This window comes from Mesonia hippocampi (assembly GCF_014197445.1).
GTDB classification, from domain to species: Bacteria; Bacteroidota; Bacteroidia; order Flavobacteriales; family Flavobacteriaceae; genus Mesonia; species Mesonia hippocampi.
This window is the reverse complement of sequence record NZ_JACIFO010000004.1, coordinates 129276-147796: the sequence shown is the minus strand read 5'-3', so window position 1 is coordinate 147796 and position 18521 is coordinate 129276. Positions and strand designations below refer to the sequence as shown.

At 34.1% G+C, this 18521-nt stretch carries 16 protein-coding genes; 8 read left to right on the top strand and 8 right to left on the bottom strand.

What is annotated here, in order from left to right:
• Positions 1-78 precede the first annotated feature (78 nt).
• Complete coding sequence (locus GGR32_RS06145) at positions 79-3099, top strand: tetratricopeptide repeat protein (RefSeq protein WP_183477316.1); 3021 nt, start codon at positions 79-81, stop codon at positions 3097-3099.
• A 29-nt stretch (positions 3100-3128) separates the two neighbouring features.
• Positions 3129-4997, top strand: a complete 1869-nt coding sequence (locus GGR32_RS06140; protein ID WP_183477315.1) for a TonB-dependent receptor — start codon at positions 3129-3131, stop codon at positions 4995-4997.
• A gap of 69 nt (positions 4998-5066) precedes the next feature.
• Here GGR32_RS06140 and GGR32_RS06135 read toward each other — a convergent pair whose 3' ends face one another.
• Positions 5067-5783, bottom strand: coding sequence for a class I SAM-dependent methyltransferase (locus tag GGR32_RS06135; RefSeq protein WP_183477314.1), 717 nt, complete (start codon positions 5781-5783; stop codon positions 5067-5069).
• A 28-nt stretch (positions 5784-5811) separates the two neighbouring features.
• On the opposite strand from GGR32_RS06135, the gene GGR32_RS06130 reads away from it, so the two are divergent.
• Positions 5812-6303 (top strand): YkgJ family cysteine cluster protein, encoded by a 492-nt coding sequence (locus GGR32_RS06130; protein WP_183477313.1) that lies wholly within the window; start codon positions 5812-5814, stop codon positions 6301-6303.
• Between the two features lie 44 nt (positions 6304-6347).
• Here GGR32_RS06130 and GGR32_RS06125 read toward each other — a convergent pair whose 3' ends face one another.
• Positions 6348-7541, bottom strand: coding sequence for an exo-beta-N-acetylmuramidase NamZ family protein (locus GGR32_RS06125; protein ID WP_183477408.1), 1194 nt, complete (start codon positions 7539-7541; stop codon positions 6348-6350).
• A gap of 8 nt (positions 7542-7549) precedes the next feature.
• Between GGR32_RS06125 and GGR32_RS06120 the strand changes: the two genes are divergently transcribed.
• A complete protein-coding gene (locus GGR32_RS06120; protein WP_183477312.1) occupies positions 7550-8791 on the top strand; it encodes an ABC transporter permease in 1242 nt (413 codons plus the stop codon).
• A 1-nt stretch (position 8792) separates the two neighbouring features.
• Here the strand turns inward: GGR32_RS06120 and GGR32_RS06115 are convergent, their stop codons facing one another.
• From GGR32_RS06115 to GGR32_RS06105, 3 genes are read right to left on the bottom strand one after another with little or no spacing between them, the layout of a single operon-like run.
• Positions 8793-10025: a M48 family metallopeptidase gene (locus GGR32_RS06115; RefSeq protein WP_183477311.1), complete on the bottom strand. Its 1233-nt coding sequence runs from the start codon at positions 10023-10025 to the stop codon at positions 8793-8795.
• 11 nt (positions 10026-10036) lie between these two features.
• On the bottom strand, positions 10037-10825 hold the full coding sequence (locus tag GGR32_RS06110; RefSeq protein ID WP_183477310.1) for a TrmH family RNA methyltransferase: 789 nt from the start codon (positions 10823-10825) through the stop codon (positions 10037-10039).
• Between the two features lie 32 nt (positions 10826-10857).
• Positions 10858-11934, bottom strand: coding sequence for a DUF3810 domain-containing protein (locus tag GGR32_RS06105; protein ID WP_183477309.1), 1077 nt, complete (start codon positions 11932-11934; stop codon positions 10858-10860).
• A gap of 181 nt (positions 11935-12115) precedes the next feature.
• Here GGR32_RS06105 and GGR32_RS06100 point away from each other — a divergent pair, with 181 nt between their 5' ends.
• Complete coding sequence (locus GGR32_RS06100) at positions 12116-13567, top strand: aminoacyl-histidine dipeptidase (RefSeq protein WP_183477308.1); 1452 nt, start codon at positions 12116-12118, stop codon at positions 13565-13567.
• A gap of 52 nt (positions 13568-13619) precedes the next feature.
• On the opposite strand, the gene xerD is transcribed toward GGR32_RS06100, so the two are convergent.
• Positions 13620-14516, bottom strand: coding sequence for a site-specific tyrosine recombinase XerD (gene xerD, locus GGR32_RS06095; RefSeq protein ID WP_183477307.1), 897 nt, complete (start codon positions 14514-14516; stop codon positions 13620-13622).
• A gap of 3 nt (positions 14517-14519) precedes the next feature.
• The gene (locus GGR32_RS06090) at positions 14520-15107 is read right to left on the bottom strand and encodes an outer membrane beta-barrel protein (protein WP_183477306.1); all 588 of its coding nucleotides are present in this window, start codon (positions 15105-15107) and stop codon (positions 14520-14522) included.
• A gap of 325 nt (positions 15108-15432) precedes the next feature.
• Here GGR32_RS06090 and GGR32_RS06085 point away from each other — a divergent pair, with 325 nt between their 5' ends.
• The 3 genes from GGR32_RS06085 (at position 15433) to GGR32_RS06075 (ending at position 17303) form a co-directional block, all read left to right on the top strand.
• On the top strand, positions 15433-16050 hold the full coding sequence (locus GGR32_RS06085) for an outer membrane beta-barrel protein (protein WP_183477305.1): 618 nt from the start codon (positions 15433-15435) through the stop codon (positions 16048-16050).
• Positions 16051-16138: 88 nt separating this feature from the next.
• Positions 16139-16555, top strand: a complete 417-nt coding sequence (gene aroQ, locus GGR32_RS06080; RefSeq protein WP_183477304.1) for a type II 3-dehydroquinate dehydratase — start codon at positions 16139-16141, stop codon at positions 16553-16555.
• A gap of 7 nt (positions 16556-16562) precedes the next feature.
• Positions 16563-17303, top strand: coding sequence for a Dph6-related ATP pyrophosphatase (locus tag GGR32_RS06075; RefSeq protein WP_183477303.1), 741 nt, complete (start codon positions 16563-16565; stop codon positions 17301-17303).
• 61 nt (positions 17304-17364) lie between these two features.
• On the opposite strand, the gene GGR32_RS06070 is transcribed toward GGR32_RS06075, so the two are convergent.
• Positions 17365-18441 carry a branched-chain amino acid aminotransferase gene (locus GGR32_RS06070; RefSeq protein ID WP_183477302.1) on the bottom strand — a complete coding sequence of 359 codons (1077 nt, stop codon included), beginning with the start codon at positions 18439-18441 and terminating at the stop codon, positions 17365-17367.
• Positions 18442-18521 lie beyond the last annotated feature (80 nt).

The window sequence follows — 18521 nt, the reverse complement described above, 5'->3', positions numbered from 1 at the left end:
TTATCACAGCAGAATTTCGTTATAGAAGTATAGAATCGATTATATTTGATTAACGATTAAAATCTAAAAATGTTTTAAATGAAACATCGTCTAAAACTTAGCCTTTTAGGCTTATGCCTATCGGCAGGTACAGCTTTTGCACAACAATCTGTGCAATATACACATCCAGAAGAAAAATTTTATGAAGCTATAAGTCTTTACAATCATCAACAATATTATGCTGCGCAGCAACTTTTTAAAAGTGTAGATGCAGCTTATTTAAACGATTTAAAAGGCGATGCTGCTTATTATATAGCCGATTGTGCTGTAAGGCTTAAGCAACCCAATGCCGATGTATTGATGCAGGATTTTGTAAACTCGTATCCTAACAATACGCATCGAAATTCTGCCTATGGGAAAGTAGCTAATTATTATTTTGATGCCGGAAACTACAAAAAAGCAGAGCAATGGTATGCCAAAGTAGATGTTTATAACCTGAGTAAAAAAGAACAGGAAGAGCTAAACTTTAATAAAGCATACACTTATTTTAGGGCTGGTGACAAAGAAAAAGCAAAGGTTTATTTTAATCGGGTACTCCACAGCGAACAATATGCAGACCAAGCCAAGTATTATTTAGGTTTTATGGCTTATGAAGGGGAAGATTACCAACAAGCAGACCAATTGTTTCAAGAGGTAAAAAACACAGGAGGACAAGATAAAAACATGGCTTACTTCCAAAGCGATATGAGCTTTAAACAAGGGAAGTTTCAAGAAGCTATCAAGTTAGCTAAAGAACAGTTAGCAACCGCTTCTGTTTCAGAAAAATCGGAGTTAAATAAAATTATAGGCGAGAGTTATTTTAATTTAAAAGAATACGAAGCTGCTATTCCTTATTTAAAACAATACCGTGGTAAAAAAGGAAAATGGAACAATACAGATTATTACCAATTAGGCTATGCGTATTATAAACAAGCAGAATTTCAAAAAGCCGTAAATGAATTTAATAAAATTATAGGTGGGAATGATGTTGTGGCGCAAAATGCCTATTATCATTTAGCAGAATCTTACATTAAACTGGCAAAAAAACAACAAGCCCTTAATGCGTTTAAAAATGCTTCAGAAATGAATTTTAATGAAAAAATTCAAGAGGATGCGGCTTTAAATTATACCAAATTAAGTTACGAAATCGGAAATAGTTATAAAAGTATTCCTGAGGTATTAACTTCTTTTATAAAAAAATACCCAAATAATCCTGAACGAGATACTATAGAGGAATTGCTAGTAGACTCCTATGTTACTGCAAAAAATTACGAAGCTGCACTTTTACTTTTAGAAGGAAGCAATGCGTATAAAGATAAAAAAGTCTATCAGAAAGTGGCGTATTTTAGAGCGATAGAATTATATAATGAAGCGAATTATAAGCGAGCCAGTCAATTATTCGAAAAATCATTGGCACAACCTGTAGATTCAGAATTTACCGCAAAAGCAACCTTCTGGAAAGCCGAAGCTGCTTATAGTTTAAATGAATATGATGCGGCTTTAATAGGCTACAAAGAATTTAAACGAATGCCAGCTGCTAAAATATTAACCGAATATAAAAGCATAGAATATAACTTGGGTTATACTTACTTTAAAAAACGCAATTACCCCGCAGCAATTACTCATTTTAAGGCATATACAAAAACCACAAATCAGTCAACCACACAGCTAAACGATGCTTGGTTGCGTTTGGGCGATAGCTATTTTGCCAATAGCAACTATTGGCCAGCGATGGAAGCTTATAATAAAGCCATTGCCATGAAAGATATCGATAGCGATTATGCTTACTTCCAGAAAGCCATTAGCTATGGGTTTGTGGAGCGTAACCAGCAGAAAATAAAAGATTTAGAAGCATTTCTTGAAAAATATAAAAAATCTATTTATAGAGATGATGCCTTATACGAATTAGGAAATACTTATGTGGCCGAAGGGAATACAACAAAAGGTTTAAAGGCATATCAGCAGCTTATCAAAGAGCAGCCTAAGAGCAATTTTATTGCTAAAACCATGCTAAAAGAAGGACTTATTTATTACAATAGCGATCAAAATGAACAAGCCTTAACTCAGTTTAAAAAAATAGCCAAGAACTATCCCAATACCAATGAGGCTACACAAGCCGTTACAACAGCTAGGAACATTTATATAGATTTAGGGAAAACCAACGAGTATGCTGCTTGGGTAAAAACCTTAGATTATGTAGAAGTTTCTGATGCAGATATAGATAACACCACTTTTGAAGCCGCCGAAAAACAATTTGTTAATAACCAAACCGAGAAGGCAAAAACAAGTTTAACAGCTTATCTTAACCAATTTCCTAACGGGATACATGCGTTAGAAGCTAATTTTTATCTCGCACAATTGTATTATAGAGCATCCGCTTATCAAGAGGCAATTCCATATTACCAAGAAGTATTAAATAAAAACAGAAACCAATTTACCGAGCAAGCATTAGCAAGAATCGGAGAAATTTATTTAACTCAAAAAAACTACAAGAAAGCTATTCCGGTATTAAAAGAGTTAGAAGAGGTAGCAGATTTTCAGCAGAACATAAGCTTTGCGCAATCTAATTTGATGAAAGCTTATTATGAGCAAGAACAATATCAGCAAACTTTAACCTATGCAGAAAAAGTGCTGGCAGATACAAAAGCAGCCGAAAACGCAAAAACAGATGCACAGTTATTTATAGCCCGTGCCGCTATGAAAACAAATAACGAAGCAAAGGCCGAAAAGGCTTATGCCGAAGTACAAAAAAAGGCAACGGGTATCTTAGCTGCCGAAGCTCATTATTATCAAGCTTATTTTCAACATCAATCGGGTAACTATGAGGCATCTAACCAAGCCGTACAAGTTTTAGCAAGAGATTATTCTTCTTATCAAGAATACGGTTCTAAAGGGTTATTATTAATGGCTAAAAACTTCAATAAGTTGGGTGATGCTTATCAAGCAACCTATATTTTAGAAAGTTTAATTAATAACTTTAAGCAATACCCAGAAGTGGTTAAAGAAGCCGAACAAGAGTTGATTCGTATAAAAACAGAAGCAGCAAAAACAAATGCTTCGGTTAAACCACAAGAAGATTAAAATCCGTTATAAATAGATAGTAAAGACGAATGAAAATAGTAAAATTAAAATATTCATTTTTGTTAAGTGCATTGAGTGTTTTTGTCATGAATGCACAAGAAACAAATAATAAACCTGCCGACACCATAAAAACAGAACGCCTGATTATTGTAAAACAATATTCACCTACGGTAAGCGATGCGTTTAAAGTTAAACAAGCTCCAAATACGGCAGATTCCGCTCAGTTACAGAAAAAAGCTATTCAATACACCATAAATTCTTTTCCTGTAGCTTCTACCTTTCAGCCACAAAAAGGAAAAGCCGTGGGGATACAAAAAAAACCGCAGCCTAAATTATATAAAAATTATGCTGCTTTAGGAGTGGGAAATTATACCAATATCATGGCGAAATTCTACGGTGAAGTAGATTTAAAAAACAAGCAAAGTTTGGCTATTGGGCTGAATCATAACTCTTCGCAAGGCGGAATAAAAGATGTTTTGCTAGACGATAAATATTACGATACACAACTCAATATAGGCTATAGCAAAATTACCGACCGTTATGTGTGGGGGCTAGATTTAGATGTACAACACCAACTTTACAATTGGTACGGAACGCCTAACGGATTGCATCATGATATGACACTAGCAACAAAAGGAGGTTCTACGTTTCAAGAAATACAAGATGAAGCCATAAACTTAATAGATCCTAAACATACTTATTTGACTGTAGGTGTAGGCGGAAACATTCAAAATACTAATGAAACTGCAATTTTTGATAAGGCTAAAGTTTATTTTAGAAATTTTACCGACGATTATAGCAGTATGGAAAACCAATTAAGTGTTGCTCCAGAATTTAAATTTCTCATCGAAGAAGATAGCTTTATAAAAACAAAAGTAGGTTTAGATTACCTTAGCGGAAGTTTCGATAAAGGGAAATTAACATATAACCCACAAGGTTTTTTAGCATCAGCCGAAGAACAAAAATATAGTTTTTTAAACCTGTCTGTAGCACCGAGCTACCAATTGGTAAACAACGATTTTGCTTTAGATATTGGTTTACAAGCAGTACTTAATTTAGATAATGAAAACAGTAAAACCAATTTTTATGTATATCCTAAAGTAGAAGCTTCGTATGCTATTGCAGGCGATTATTTTAAGCTTTATGCAGGAGCAAAAGGAGGTTTAACCCAAAATACGTATTATAATTTTGTACAAGAAAACCCTTATGTAGCACCAACCTTAGCAATACAACCAACCGATAAACCTTTTGATATTTTTGCAGGAACCAAAGGGAAATTTACCGAAGATTTAAGTTATGACTTTCAAGTAAGTTACAGCTCAGAGAATAATGCCGCTATGTTTGTAACTAACCGATACAGTGCTTTAGCAAATTTAGAAACAGCCGTTGTACTTAATGAAACTGCCAAAAGTTACCAATACGGTAATGCTTTTCATGTAATTTACGACGATATAAAAACCTTACGAGTGGCAGGAGCTTTAAACGCAAAGGTAAACGAAGATTTACTCCTTAGGCTTTCGGCAAGTTATGCCAACTATTCATTAAACACACAAGAAGAGTATTATAATAAACCAAATTTAGAGGCATCCTTAACTGGGAGTTACCAAATTACAGACAAGTGGTTTGCCGATGCGCAATTGTTTTTCTACGGAGAACGTAAAGATAGGATAGACCGTTTGCATAGCGAAATAGTTATGGGAACATTTTTCGAGCAAAAAAATGTAACCTTAGATGCTTTTATCGATGCAAACTTAAAAGTAGGTTATAAAATAACACCGCAATTAACCGCTTTTGTAAAAGGAAATAACTTGTTGAGCGATAATTATGAACGTTGGTATAATTACCCTGTACAAGGAATACAAGTAATGGGCGGACTTAGTTATCAGTTTAACTGGTAGTAAAATAGATGATAGATTAAAAAAAGACTTTCTAATTATTTTTAGAAAGTCTTTTTTTATGATCCAGAATTAAACGTTTAAAGTTAAAACCGCTAGGTAATCGTAATGTTGCCCTTTTTTTACAAGTTTACACTGGAAACCATTGGTTTCTGCCGCCAGAGCAAGTGAGTTGAAATCGATATAAAGCCAATCAAAAACTCCCGACTTATCTCCTTTATAACTAAGTTGATACGTGAGCTCTCCGTAATACTTGTTCGGGTTAACCCAAATTCCGCCATCTTCATCGGTATCAAATAAATACTGTAAATCAGAAGAGTCTAAAAGTACTTTTCCATGAGGCGTTAAAAGTGTTTTTAGATGGGTGAAAAACAAGTTGAGGTTTTTCATTTTTCCTATAATTCCGCTACCATTCATCAGCATTAAAATAGTATCAAATTGTTCGTTTTTCACATCGAAAAAGTCAATATTTTCTGCATTTTTAATACCGCGTAATTTACAAACTTCGATAGCTCCTTCAGAAAGGTCTATGGCTTTTACCGCTATGTTTTTTTCTTGCAAATATAGCGAGTGGCTTCCTGCACAAGCGCCAACATCTAAGGTTTTTCCAGCGGCCAGTTGTAAAGCTTTTTGTTCTAATACGGGCATTTCGGAGAAATTACGAAATAAATAAGCTGTAGGAATTTCATCGTCATCAAAATCGGGAGAATGCACCATGATGTTGGTCCAATTTTTTTGGTGGTAAAAATCTAATACTGCATTCCCGAAAATATCGTTATTTTTCTTCATAAACCTATTTTATAATTATTTTTGCATCATGGAAGATTTTTTAAAACAACTCCCTAAACTTGCCAAAGATAAAAATAAGGAGAACAAAAAGTTTTTTAAGCAATTAAAAAATAAACCGCCAAAGCAGTTGGATGTTTTAATGCAAGAATTGCATGAAGATGAATTTAAGCGTACCGATTGCCTAAGTTGTGCAAATTGTTGTAAAACCACAGGGCCTTTATTTACCGATAAAGATGTTACAAGAATTGCAAAGTTTTTAAAAATGAAACCTCAGCACTTTATAGCTACTTATTTGCGTATAGATGAGGATAACGATTATGTGTTACAATCGCTTCCGTGTACGTTTTTAGGGCAAGATAATATGTGCTTGATTTATGATGTGCGACCAAAGGCTTGTGCCGAATTTCCGCATACAGACCGTAGGAAGTTTCAACAAATTTCTCACCTAACCATAAAGAATGTAGAGATCTGCCCGGCAGCTTATAATATTGTGGAAGAAATGAAGAAGCGATTGCAATAAACTTATTTCCAAATAGATGTTAAAATTATTAGAAGGTTTCGTTATTACTTATAAATTAAATACTTACTTCTTGTTTTTTTAAAATCATCAATGCCTTTTTGCCAGGATTTTCTAATCTCGGATGCTGTTGTATGGGTTTCTATTTGTTTACGTAAAGCTGATGTCCCTGCCAGTTTTTCGAAAAAATTAGTAAAGAATAGGTTTTTGTTTTTTGTGTTTTGATAAGCTTCTATTAGCCATTTTAGTTCGATATGACTTAAATAACTGGTATTTTCGAGGTTTCGTCCATAGCATAATTCCCCTTTGTTTTTAGGATTTTTGGCACCAAAATTAGGTTGAGGTGTATATTGATAATCAAAATGGTTTTTAGCGAGCCATGGCGAACCAAATACTTGAAATTGTTTAGTTGTTCCTCTGCCGGCATTAACATTAGTGCCTTCAAAAAAGCATAAGCTCGGGTATAGGTTAATGGCTTTAGCGTTAGGTAAATTAGGAGAAGGTTTAATAGGAAGCTCGTAGGCTGTTTGATGGGTGTAATTTTCTAACGGAATAATAGATAGTTGGCATGATACTTTATTTTTAAGCCATTTTTCTTCATTTATCATGCAGGCATATTCACCAATGGTCATCCCATAAACAATAGGGACAGGATGCATCCCAACAAAACTTTTATGTGCTTCTTCTAAAATAGGCCCATCTATATAATGCGCGTTGGGGTTTGGCCTGTCTAAAACAATAACCGGAATGTTGGCTTCTGCTGCAGCTTCCATTACATAATGTAAAGTAGAAATATAGGTGTAGAAACGTACACCAACGTCTTGGATATCGAATAAAATAATATCGATATCGGCAAGTTGTTCTGCATTTGGTTTTTTGTTTTTTCCGTAGAGCGAAATAATTGGCAATCCTGTTTTTTTATCAAGTGCGTTTTTAACATGTTCGCCAGCGTCGGCATTTCCGCGAAAGCCATGTTCTGGCGAGAATACTTTTTGGATGACTATATCTCTATTAAGTAAAGAATCTACAAGATGAATGTATTTTTTATTCTCTTTGTAGATTATAGAAGTTTGGTTAGCTACCACACCAACTTTTTTATCTTGCAATAATGGGAGGTATTTTTCCGTTTGGTTAGCAGCAATTTTTATATCGGTAGTGCTTTGCGCAAAAAAAGTATTAATGCCAAAAAGCATGCTGAAAAGAAAGAGAAAACCTGTATTTTTGAAAAATCTGAAAAACATCATATAGATTGAAATTTGAACTGTTTATAGCCAAGCGCCTTATTGGTGCAAAAGATTATAAAAGTAGTATATCGGCACCAATTATAAAAATTGCCATTACCGCTATTGCTTTAGGGGTGGTTATGATGTTGATTGCGGTAGCTACAGGAATCGGGTTACAAGAAAAAATACGCGATAAAATAGCGGCATTTAATGGGCATATTGTTATTCATCATTTAGATAATAATAACTCCAATACCTCAGAGCGTCCTATTTTACTAGCGCAACCTTTCTACCCAAGTTTTACAAGTGTTACAGGGGTTTCGCATATACAAGCTGTAGCAAAAAAATATGGCGTAATTCGTACCGAAGATGATTTTGAAGGAATTGTTTTTAAAGGAGTAGGTGAGGATTATCGGTGGGATTATATGGAAGAGTATTTAGTCTCGGGACGGCTACCAAACTTTAACGATAGCATTAAGTATAGTAAAGAAATCATGTTGTCTACCTATACCGCGGCACGATTAAACTTTAAGCTTAACGATCAAGTTGTGGTCTATTTTATGGGGGATAATGCTCAAAGAAAACCCAGGCTAATTGCTTTTGATGTAGTTGGTTTTTATAATTCTGGTTTTGAGGAATTTGATAAGAATTATATTTTGGGTGATTTAGCTCAGATACAACGTCTTAATAAGTGGGATAAAAACCAGGTAGGTAGTTTTGAGGTGTTTGTAAATGATTTTACAGAAATCGATCAAGTAACAGGAGAAATTTACCAAACAATAGATTCGTTTTTAGATGCTACAAGTATAAAACAAAGCTATGCCTCTATTTTTGAATGGTTATCGATGTTTGATTTTAATATCATCTTAATTATAGGAGTTATCATACTTGTTTCTGGGATTAATATGGTTACGGCTTTGTTAGTGCTTATTTTAGAACGAACCCCAATGATAGGAACTCTTAAAGCTTTAGGGAGTAATGACTGGAGCATACGTAAACTATTTTTATACAATGCAGCTTACTTAATTGGAAAAGGTTTGTTCTGGGGAAACCTAATAGGAATCGGTTTATTGTTGGTACAGAAATACACTAAGATAATTCCGCTTCCGCAAGAAACTTATTATGTAGCAGAAGTACCAATATTTATCAATGTTTGGATAATTATTTTAATCAATATAGGCACGTTACTGTTGTGTTTATTAATGCTTTTAATTCCATCGGTAGTCGTTACTAAAATTAGTCCGTCTAGAGCCATGCGCTTTGAATAGCCTAGGCTTTTAAATTTTGCATTCGCTGAAGTAATGTAGGGTGGGAGTAATGCATAAAAACATACCACGAATGTGGAGTTAAGTTGCTAAAGCTTTTTTGCGATAATTTTTTTAAACCACTAATTAAGGCTGTGCTATTAAAGGTTTCTTTAGCATAATTATCGGCTTGGTATTCAAACTTTCTACTTATGATATTCATTAATAAGCCTGTAGCCTCAGAAATAGGGGTGTATAAAATCCCAAATGTAATTAATCCGATATGAAAACTAGGGATGTCTATATGTAAAGCTTCCGATAGTAAAGGGTTTCCCGCAAGTAGCGAAAATATATAAAGCGTAATTCCTGTAGTCATAATTCCTGCCACTAGGTTATATAGAATATGTTTCTTTTTGTAGTGCCCAACTTCATGAGCTAGAACGGCTATAATTTCATCTTCCGTCAAATCATTTATCAGCGTATCGTATAAGGTAACTTGTTTTGTACTCCCAAACCCCGAAAAATAAGCATTAGCTTTAGTGCTTCGTTTAGAGCCATCAATCACCATAATACGGTTTAATTTAAAACCTACTTTTTTTGCATAAGCTTCAATTTTATTACGTAGCTCTCCTGGAGCTAATGCGGTTTGTTTATTAAAAATGGGAACAATTAATGTGGTGTAAAACATATTTATAAACACAGAAAAAATACTTATTACAATCCATGTGTACCACCAAAAATTATCGGGAAATTTATAATATAACCAAGTGATTAATGCTAAAATGGCTCCGCCAAGTAGCGCCATAAGCAACCAAGATTTTAATTTATCTAAGAAAAATGTTTTCCGATTGGTTTTATTAAAACCATACTTCTCTTCGATAACAAATGTGCTGTAATAGGCAAAGGGCGTTGTAAGCAAATCGCTTCCGAGCATAATAATCCCGAAGAAAATAATGGAAATCCATATAGGATTTTCGGTATAGCTGCGTGCAAAATTATCTACAAAGGCAAATCCATCTAAGATGAAAAACAACAAGGTAAGCACAAGGCTAAATATGGTGGAAATACGACTAAATCTATAGCGTACCTTTTTATATTCTTGAGATTTTAAATATTCATCTTTAGCATAAACATCGGTTAGAGGTTTAGGAATAGGGTCGTTAAAATGTTTTGCATTTAAAAAATCAATAAAGCTATCTACGCAGAAATTTAGTATGATAATTCCGATAAGAAGATAGAAAAGAAGGTTAGCATCCATAGGTAATAGCATTAATTATTGCGTTGGCGTTTGGCTTCAAAGATTAAAATTCCGGCAGCGACCGATACGTTCATCGAATCTATTTTACCTTCCATAGGTATTTTTATGTTTTGTGTTGCAGCGGTTCGCCATTCATCTGTCAATCCGTCTGCTTCTGTTCCTACAACAATAGCCGAAGCTTCTTTATAGTTTTGGCTGGTGTAATTTTTGGCTTTTTGTAAGATGGCGGTGTATATGTTGATGTTTTTTTCTTTTAAAAAAGCAATAATTTCTGCACTGCTAGCCATGGCTATATTGTTGGTAAATACACAGCCAACACTAGAGCGTATAATGTTAGGGTTGTATAAATCTGTTCTAGGATTGGCAATAAAAAAAGCATCTACATTTGCGGCATCTGCTGTACGTAGTAAAGCACCTATGTTTCCAGGTTTTTCTGGGGCTTCTGCGATAAGAATTAACGGGTTTTCTGGAAGCTCTATTGCTGAGAGTAAATGGGGTTTGTTTTTAGCGATACCTATTATACCTTCGGTGCTATTTCGGTATGCAATTTTTTGATAAACCTCTTGGCTAATGTTAATTAAGGTTGCGTTGCCTGTGTTAATATGAGGTATATGTTCTGCCGAAAATACTTCGGGGCAAGTATAAATTTCTGTAAACATATATCCTGCGGCAATGGCTAAATTAATTTCGCGTAAGCCTTCTACAACAAAAAGCCCTTCCTTACGTCGGGTTCTAGATTTTTCTTGTAATTGTAATAGTTGTTTAATGTTTTTATTATGAAGGCTACTAATGCTTTTCATCTTGTATGATTTATAGGGCAAACTTACGTAAATTAAGAAAAATGCTTAGGGTTTTTATGGGCGTAATTTACCAATAATGCAACTACATAATTGTAGCTTTTTATACCTTGTGGTTGGTTATTTGTTTTAAGAAAATTATCGTAAAATAATTTAAAAAATGGTTCTAACATATTTTGATGTGTTTCCCAAAAGACACTCACTTCTTGATAATTTTTTTTAACTCCAGGATGAAGTTGAGCTACTAGGTTTTCAAAACTACATTTATCACGAGCATAAAGTTCGCCTAAGCAATACTGCAAGGCAAAGGCATTACCTGCATACCTAAACCTTATATCGGTGTGTTGCATGGTTGTTAAGCAGGCTAAAAAATTAGCTTCACTTTCTTTAGCAATTCCTAGTTGGTGCGCAATTTCATGTGTGGTGGTACTCGGTAATTTAAAGAGAGGAATTTTTGTGTTTATTTGTGCTTCGTTGGTAAAAGGGTTTAAATACCCATTAAAACCCATATAGGTTAAAGGGGTAGAAAGCAATGAGTTTTTAACGCTTTTTTTAGGGTAGGTAAAGTTTGGGAAATCAATTTCTAGTTGTTGATAAGCAAGAGCAGATTTTTTATAAATTTCATTTAAACTATAATTAAAATCAACCTTAGTCGAATCGTTTTTAGCAATTTCTATTTGTAAACGGTTTGTATTTAATACAAGCTGGTGCGTGAGTTGAATAAGCTCTTCTGTATTGTAATCTGTGCCGATATTTAACTTTTTATGTAAAGGTTCTCGATAATAATTAAAGCCCCACAGTACATGGAATAAAAAATAGCCAATAGAAAAAGTGGCTAAAAGCTGGATAAGCCGAGAAGTTGCTTTTTTAAATCGAGATTTAAAAACTATAAACACCCACCTGGCGATGCATGAAATAGCAAGTATATATAAAATATCTCCGACCGAAAAAGGAATCCAGCCTAATAAAGTTCGAGATAACAAGGCAATTTTAGGGTATAAACCTTCGCTATACAGCAATTCTACCTGGGAAGGGAAACGCTGTAAAAGATGTAAAATAAATAGTTGAACAGGTAAAAATACCACCCAAAAAATTGAGGCTTTTCTCTTCATGATTAAAAATACATATTGCCAAAATAAGCATTTTTTGATAGCTATACAGATTGAGTGATTAAAAATAAATAGTTAAAAAACAGGAAAACAAATTTATAACCTAAGAGAAGTCTAAGCAAATTCTTATTTCTAAAGATAATCGGTACCTTTGTAAAACCAATAAGCGTATAAAATAAAAAATATGAATACAGAAATAAGAAATTTAGCTCCAAAAGAGGTTTGGAATAATTTTGCCGATTTAAATGCTGTTCCTCGTCCTTCAAAAAAAGAAGAAAAAGTAATTGCTTTTATGCAAGAGTTCGGAAAAAAACTAGGTCTAGAAACCTTAACCGATGCTGTAGGAAATGTTGTAATCAAGAAACCTGCTACAAAAGGTTACGAAAATAAAACAACGCTTGTGCTGCAATCGCATTTAGATATGGTTCATCAAAAAAATAATGATACCAATTTTGATTTTGCAACCCAAGGTATAGAAATGTATGTAGATGGTGACTGGGTTAGGGCTAAAGGGACTACACTTGGAGCAGATAACGGACTAGGTGTAGCAACCATTATGGCTATTCTACAGAGTGAAACTATCGAGCATCCTGCAATAGAAGCTTTATTTACCATAGATGAAGAAACAGGGATGACTGGAGCCAAAAATCTAGACGAATCTATCTTAGAAGGAGAAATTCTGTTAAACTTAGATACAGAAGAGGATGATGAAATAGGTATTGGTTGTGCAGGAGGAGTAGATATTACAGCAACAAAAACCTATACACCTGTTGCCGTAGAAAACGGGAGTAAAGCTTATAAAGTTACCGTAAAAGGATTAAAAGGAGGACACTCTGGGATGGATATTATCAAAGGACTTGGTAATGCCAATAAGCTTATAAATAGGGTTTTATATACAGCTTACCAAGAAGAAGCATTTTGTATTTCTGAAATAGATGGCGGAGGCCTACGCAACGCGATTCCACGTGAAAGCAATGCTATAATTACTACAAAAAACAACAATTTTGGTGCAGTAATAGAAAAAGAAGCCTTAGCTATAAAAGCCGAATATAAACTTCTTGAAGCTGATTTGGAAGTAGTAGTAACTGAAGTAAACCTACCAAAAGAAACACTTACAGCTGAAGATACATTAGTGTTATTAAAAACGCTTTATGCTGCACCAAACGGTGTTTACCGCATGAGCCCAGAAGTAAAAGGCTTGGTAGAAACCTCTAATAATATTGCACGTGTAATTGTAAAAGAAGGAAATATAAAAATTTCGTGCCTTACACGTTCTTCGGTAGAGACAAATAAGTGGGATTTTGCTAATGCACAGCGTTCGGTTTATGAATTAGGCGGATTTACAGTAGCGTTTTCTGGAGAGTATCCAGGTTGGGCGCCAAATGCAGATTCTGAGATTTTAAAAGTCTTAGACAGTTTATACACAAAAATTAATGGAGAGCAAGCTAATGTAGCTGCTTGTCATGCAGGATTAGAGTGTGGAATTATAGGAAGCCATTACCCTAAAATGGATATGATTTCTTTTGGACCAACTATTCTAGGTGCACATTCGCCTGATGAACGTGCAAGTATTTCTTCAATGCAAAAGTTTTGGAACTTTTTATTAGAAGTGCTTAAAAATTCTCCAGAAAAGTAATTGATAATACTATATAAAAGAAAAGAGCTGTGTTTGAAAAAACATGGCTCTTTTACCTTCTAGGATGGAAGTTTTCAACTACCTCTTTTAAGTGTGTTCTGTCTAAATGCATATAAATTTCGGTAGTGGTAATGCTTTCATGCCCTAGCATTTGCTGTATAACCCTTAAGTTTGCTCCGTTTTCTAATAGGTGCGTAGCAAATGAGTGCCGAAATGTATGCGGGCTAATGTTTTTGTTTAATTGGGCTTTTTCGGCTAAGGTTTTAGTAATGGTAAAAATCATAGCTCGAGTAAGCTGCTTTCCTCTACGGTTTAAGAATAGGAAATCTTCGTGTTTAGGCTGAATCTTGATTAGATTCCGTTCTCTTTGCTTATAAATATTAATATACTTAACGGTAAGATTGTTTATAGGAATTAAGCGTTGTTTACTTCCTTTACCTGTTACTTTTATAAAGCCTTCTTCAAAAAATAAATCTGATAGTTTTAAATTAATAAGTTCAGATACGCGTAAGCCGCAACCATACAATGTTTCTATAATAGCACGATTGCGTTCGCCTTGTGGATGGCTTAAATCTATTTGATTTATAAGTTTATCTATTTCAGAAACAGAAAGCGTATCGGGTAATTTTCGCTCTTGTTTTGGCGTTTCGATAGGTGTTAAGGGGTTATCCTCTCGGTAATTTTGCAGTCGTAAAAAAGCAAAGAAGCCTTTTAATCCAGATAAGATTCTTGCTTGTGAACGACTTTCATAACTTTTTCCAATATGCTGAATAAAAGTTTGTAAATCTAACGAGCTGATAGTTAAAGGAGAAACCTCAAGCTTATAGGTGCCGATATAATCTATTAATTTCTGAATATCATAACTGTAATTAATAATGCTGTTTTGCGCAAGACCTCGCTCTAGTTTAAGGTAATGCTGATATGCCTTAAGTGCTTCGCCCCATTTCATAGGTTAGAAAGTAAATAAAAGTCCTAAGTTAATGTTGCCAAAATCTATACCTATTTGGAAATCCTCTTCTTTAGTGCTTTCATTGTAGCTAGCGTTAATACGGTCGTAGCTAAGTAGCCCAATACTGGCTTCTAAGGCAAAATTACGCGCGATAAAATAACTTAATCCAGGAGAGAAGTGAGCGTTTATACCATTAGAAGAGCTATTGTTGATATGGTTTTTTAAATGCCCGTAGCCTAAACCAAGTTCGGCAAAAACAGAAAATTTATTTCCAGGAAGTAGGTAGTACCTTCCAAAAGCATCAATGGAATAGGAGTTGTTATCGGTTATTTTATTTCCTGTGGTGTTTTTATAGGTTTCTGTACCAATTCCTGCACTTAATCCAATAGCAATAAAATCATTTACAAAGTATGCGTAGCGAGGCTGAAAGGTGAAAGTTTTTAAGGTGGAGTTATCAGGCTTAGAGCTGCTTTTATAACCTACAGCTCCAGAAATAAATTGCGAACCTTTAGCGAAACCATAAGTTTTTTCGTCTTGTGCAATTATTGTAGAAAAACAAAAAAATAAAACCAAACTAAGTAAACCTTTCATAACTTTTTTAAACAAAGATACATAGATAATAACTTTTTTACTTTTTAATAAAGCTTAAAAATGTAATGTTTAATACAGGTGTTAGCATTTTAACCCTTGTTTATTGCTTATGTAATCCACTAAATATGTAAATAAGGCAAAACCTACTTTATTTATAATAATTCTATGTATGATGTTTTTGTGTTGATATATAGCCTGTTGTATTTGTGATTGTTTTAAATCGGGAAACATTAAGAGAACATTTTCTTAAAGTTAATTTAAAATGCTATGATTGTTAAAGGGAGTTTATCAAATTTGTCCTATTAATTAATAAATATAATTTACCATGAAAAAATTATTACTTAGTGCTGCAGTTGCAGTTTTAGGATTCTCAGGAATGAATGCTCAAGAAGCAAAAACTTACGGTTTCTCTGAAGGAGATCTTTTCTTAGAAGGTAATGTTGGATTCTCTAGTACAAACGACAAAAATACTGAAGAGAAAACAAACGGATTTAACATTAGCCCAAGTGTAGGGTATTTTATTACTGAAGATATCGCTATTGGAGGTAGAATATCATTAGAAAGCTATAAAGAAGAAATCGCTGGAGTTGATACTGAAGATAACTTTGGTTTCGGAGTAGGCGCTTTTGGACGTTACTACTTTTTAGACTTAGGAGAGCGTTTTAAAACCAATGCAGAATTTGGTTTAGGATATGCTTCTTTAGATAATAAAATAGAAGATGTTAAAGCAAACACTTTTGGAGCTGGTTTAGGTTTAGGAATCAACTACTTTGTAACAGAAAAAATCGCTTTATCTTTTGGATTAAAGAACGTTTTATCTTTCTCTACATCTAAATTAGATACAGATGGAGCAGAAGCAGTATCTGGATTTAACTTAGGTTTCGGAGATGTTGCTAACCCATTTGGAGGAAATGCATCATTTGGATTATTATTTGTTTTATAATCTGTACGCAAATAAAAAAAGAGACCGCCTAAATTTTTAGGCGGTCTCTTTTTTATAGTATTTTAGCTAGAGAAAAACTTTGTATAAGATGAAAATTCTAATTATTAATGGTCCAAACTTAAACTTATTAGGTGCTAGAGAACCCGATATTTATGGAGCCGTAACTTTTGAAGATTACTTTACTCAATTACAATTTAGATTTAAAACGTTAGAATTATCTTACTTTCAGTCTAACCATGAAGGAGAATTAATAGACAAACTTCAAGAAGCTCAAGAAAACTTTCAAGGTGTAGTTCTTAATGCGGCAGCTTACACCCATACTTCTATTGCTATAGCCGATACGGTTAAGGCGATAAAAATTCCAGTAGTCGAAGTACATATTTCTAATATACACACACGAGAAGATTTTAGAAAACACTCTTATATAGCACCATATACTAAAGGCGTAATAGTAGGTTTTGGCTTGGAAGGTTATGCACTTGCCATACAAAGTTTTAATAGTTAAAAAGTTTATGGAAAAACGTTACTTAAATTGGAGTACAGGAAAAGATGCTTGTTTAGCATTACATAAATTAAACACCGCAAATAAACCTGTAGAAAAATTATTAACTACCCTTAATGCAGAAACAAAACGCGTATCCATGCATGGCGTTTCGGCAGATTTATTACGTGCGCAGGCAAAAGCTTTAGGCATTCCTTTAGAAGAAATAGCTTTGAGCGGAGAGGTTTCTTTAGAAACATATAATAAAAAAATGCAGGAATATGCAGAAAAGCTAAAATCAGAAGGTTTTACTACAGCAGTTTTTGGAGATATTTTTTTAGAAGATTTACGTGCATACCGAGAAACTCAATTGCAAAAAGTAAGTTTAGCCGCAGATTTCCCTCTTTGGAATACAGCACCAAAAGCCCTATTAACAGAATTTTTTCAGTTAGGCTACAAAGCAATAATTGTTGCTGTAAATGCCAGCGTATTAGATAAATCTTATTGTGGAAAAGAATTAACCCCCGAACTTATCGATTCTTTTCCTGATGGTGTAGATATTTGTGGCGAGAATGGAGAATATCATACCTTTGTTTATAATGGGCCAATGTTTAAAACGCCTGTTGATTTTATTATAGGAGAAACAGTTAAACATACCTATAAACCAGTAAAAAATAAAAATGAAGGAGATTGTTTTAAAAACTGCTTTAAGGAAGAAGAAGAACTAACCTGGGATACCTCTTTTTGGTTTACAAACCTTCAGTTAAAATAAAAAGAGAAGAAGTATTTATTACTTCCTCTCTTTATAAAACTGCTTAGATAAAGTAAGGTTGTTATTTATCTAATTGTATTTCGTAACGCCATCCAAATTTATCTTCTGCACGATTGTATTGAATATCTTGCAACGATTTTTTTAGATATTGGCTATAAGCATCTTTTACTTCTGGTAATTCATAATAATCTCCGTTATACTCAAAACCTTCTATCGGAGCAATGGTAGCAGCAGTTCCTGCACCAAACATTTCTTTTAAACTTCCATTTTTAGCAGCATCCACAAGTTCGCTAACTGTAATACGTCTAATTTCCACCTGGAGTCCTTGGTCTTGCGCTAATTTAATTAAGCTTTTACGTGTAATTCCATCTAAAATACGATCGCTAGTAGGAGCGGTAATTAGCGTGTTATTTATTCTAAAGAAAACATTCATAGTTCCAGCCTCTTCTAGATATTGGTGTGTGCTAGCATCAGTCCAGATTACTTGCTGGTAGCCTTTTTCTTTAGCTAAATTGGTAGGGTAAAAAGAGGCTCCATAGTTTCCCGCAGCTTTTGCGTAACCAACTCCACCATCGGCAGAACGGCTATATTTTTGAGCAATAGTAACTTTTACAGGAGAGCTGTAATAAGCTTTTGCAGGGCAGCATATAATCATAAATTTATAAGCGCTAGAAGGAGAAGCCGATACTCCATTTTCAGTAGCAATTACAAAAGGCCTAATGTATAGTGAGTTTCCATCTCCAGCTTTAATCCATGCTTCATCTAATTTTAGCAAGGTTTCTAAAGCTTCAAAAAAATATTCTTTAGGAAATTCTGGCATAGCCATACGCTTACACGAGATGTTTGCTCGGTTAAAATTCTCTTCTGGTCTAAATAGCCATACTTTTCCGTTTTCATCTTTAAAAGCTTTCATTCCTTCAAAAATTGCTTGCCCGTAGTGAAAGGCTTTGCACGAAGGTTCTACAGACAGTGGTCCGTAGGGCATAATTTTAGGTGTGTTCCATTTCCCGTTTTCGTAGTCGCAAACCATCATGTGGTCGGTGTAGTATTTTCCGAAAACTAGATTGTCAAAATCAACTTCAGCAAGTCTAGAAGTAGTCGCTTTTGTGATATCCAACGGGATTTTTTTGGTTTGCATAGTGTTTTGTTTTTGATTCATGCAAAAGTATTAAATTAAAACCTGTATTAAAAGCAGCCTGTTTTTTAATTTTGTTGTAA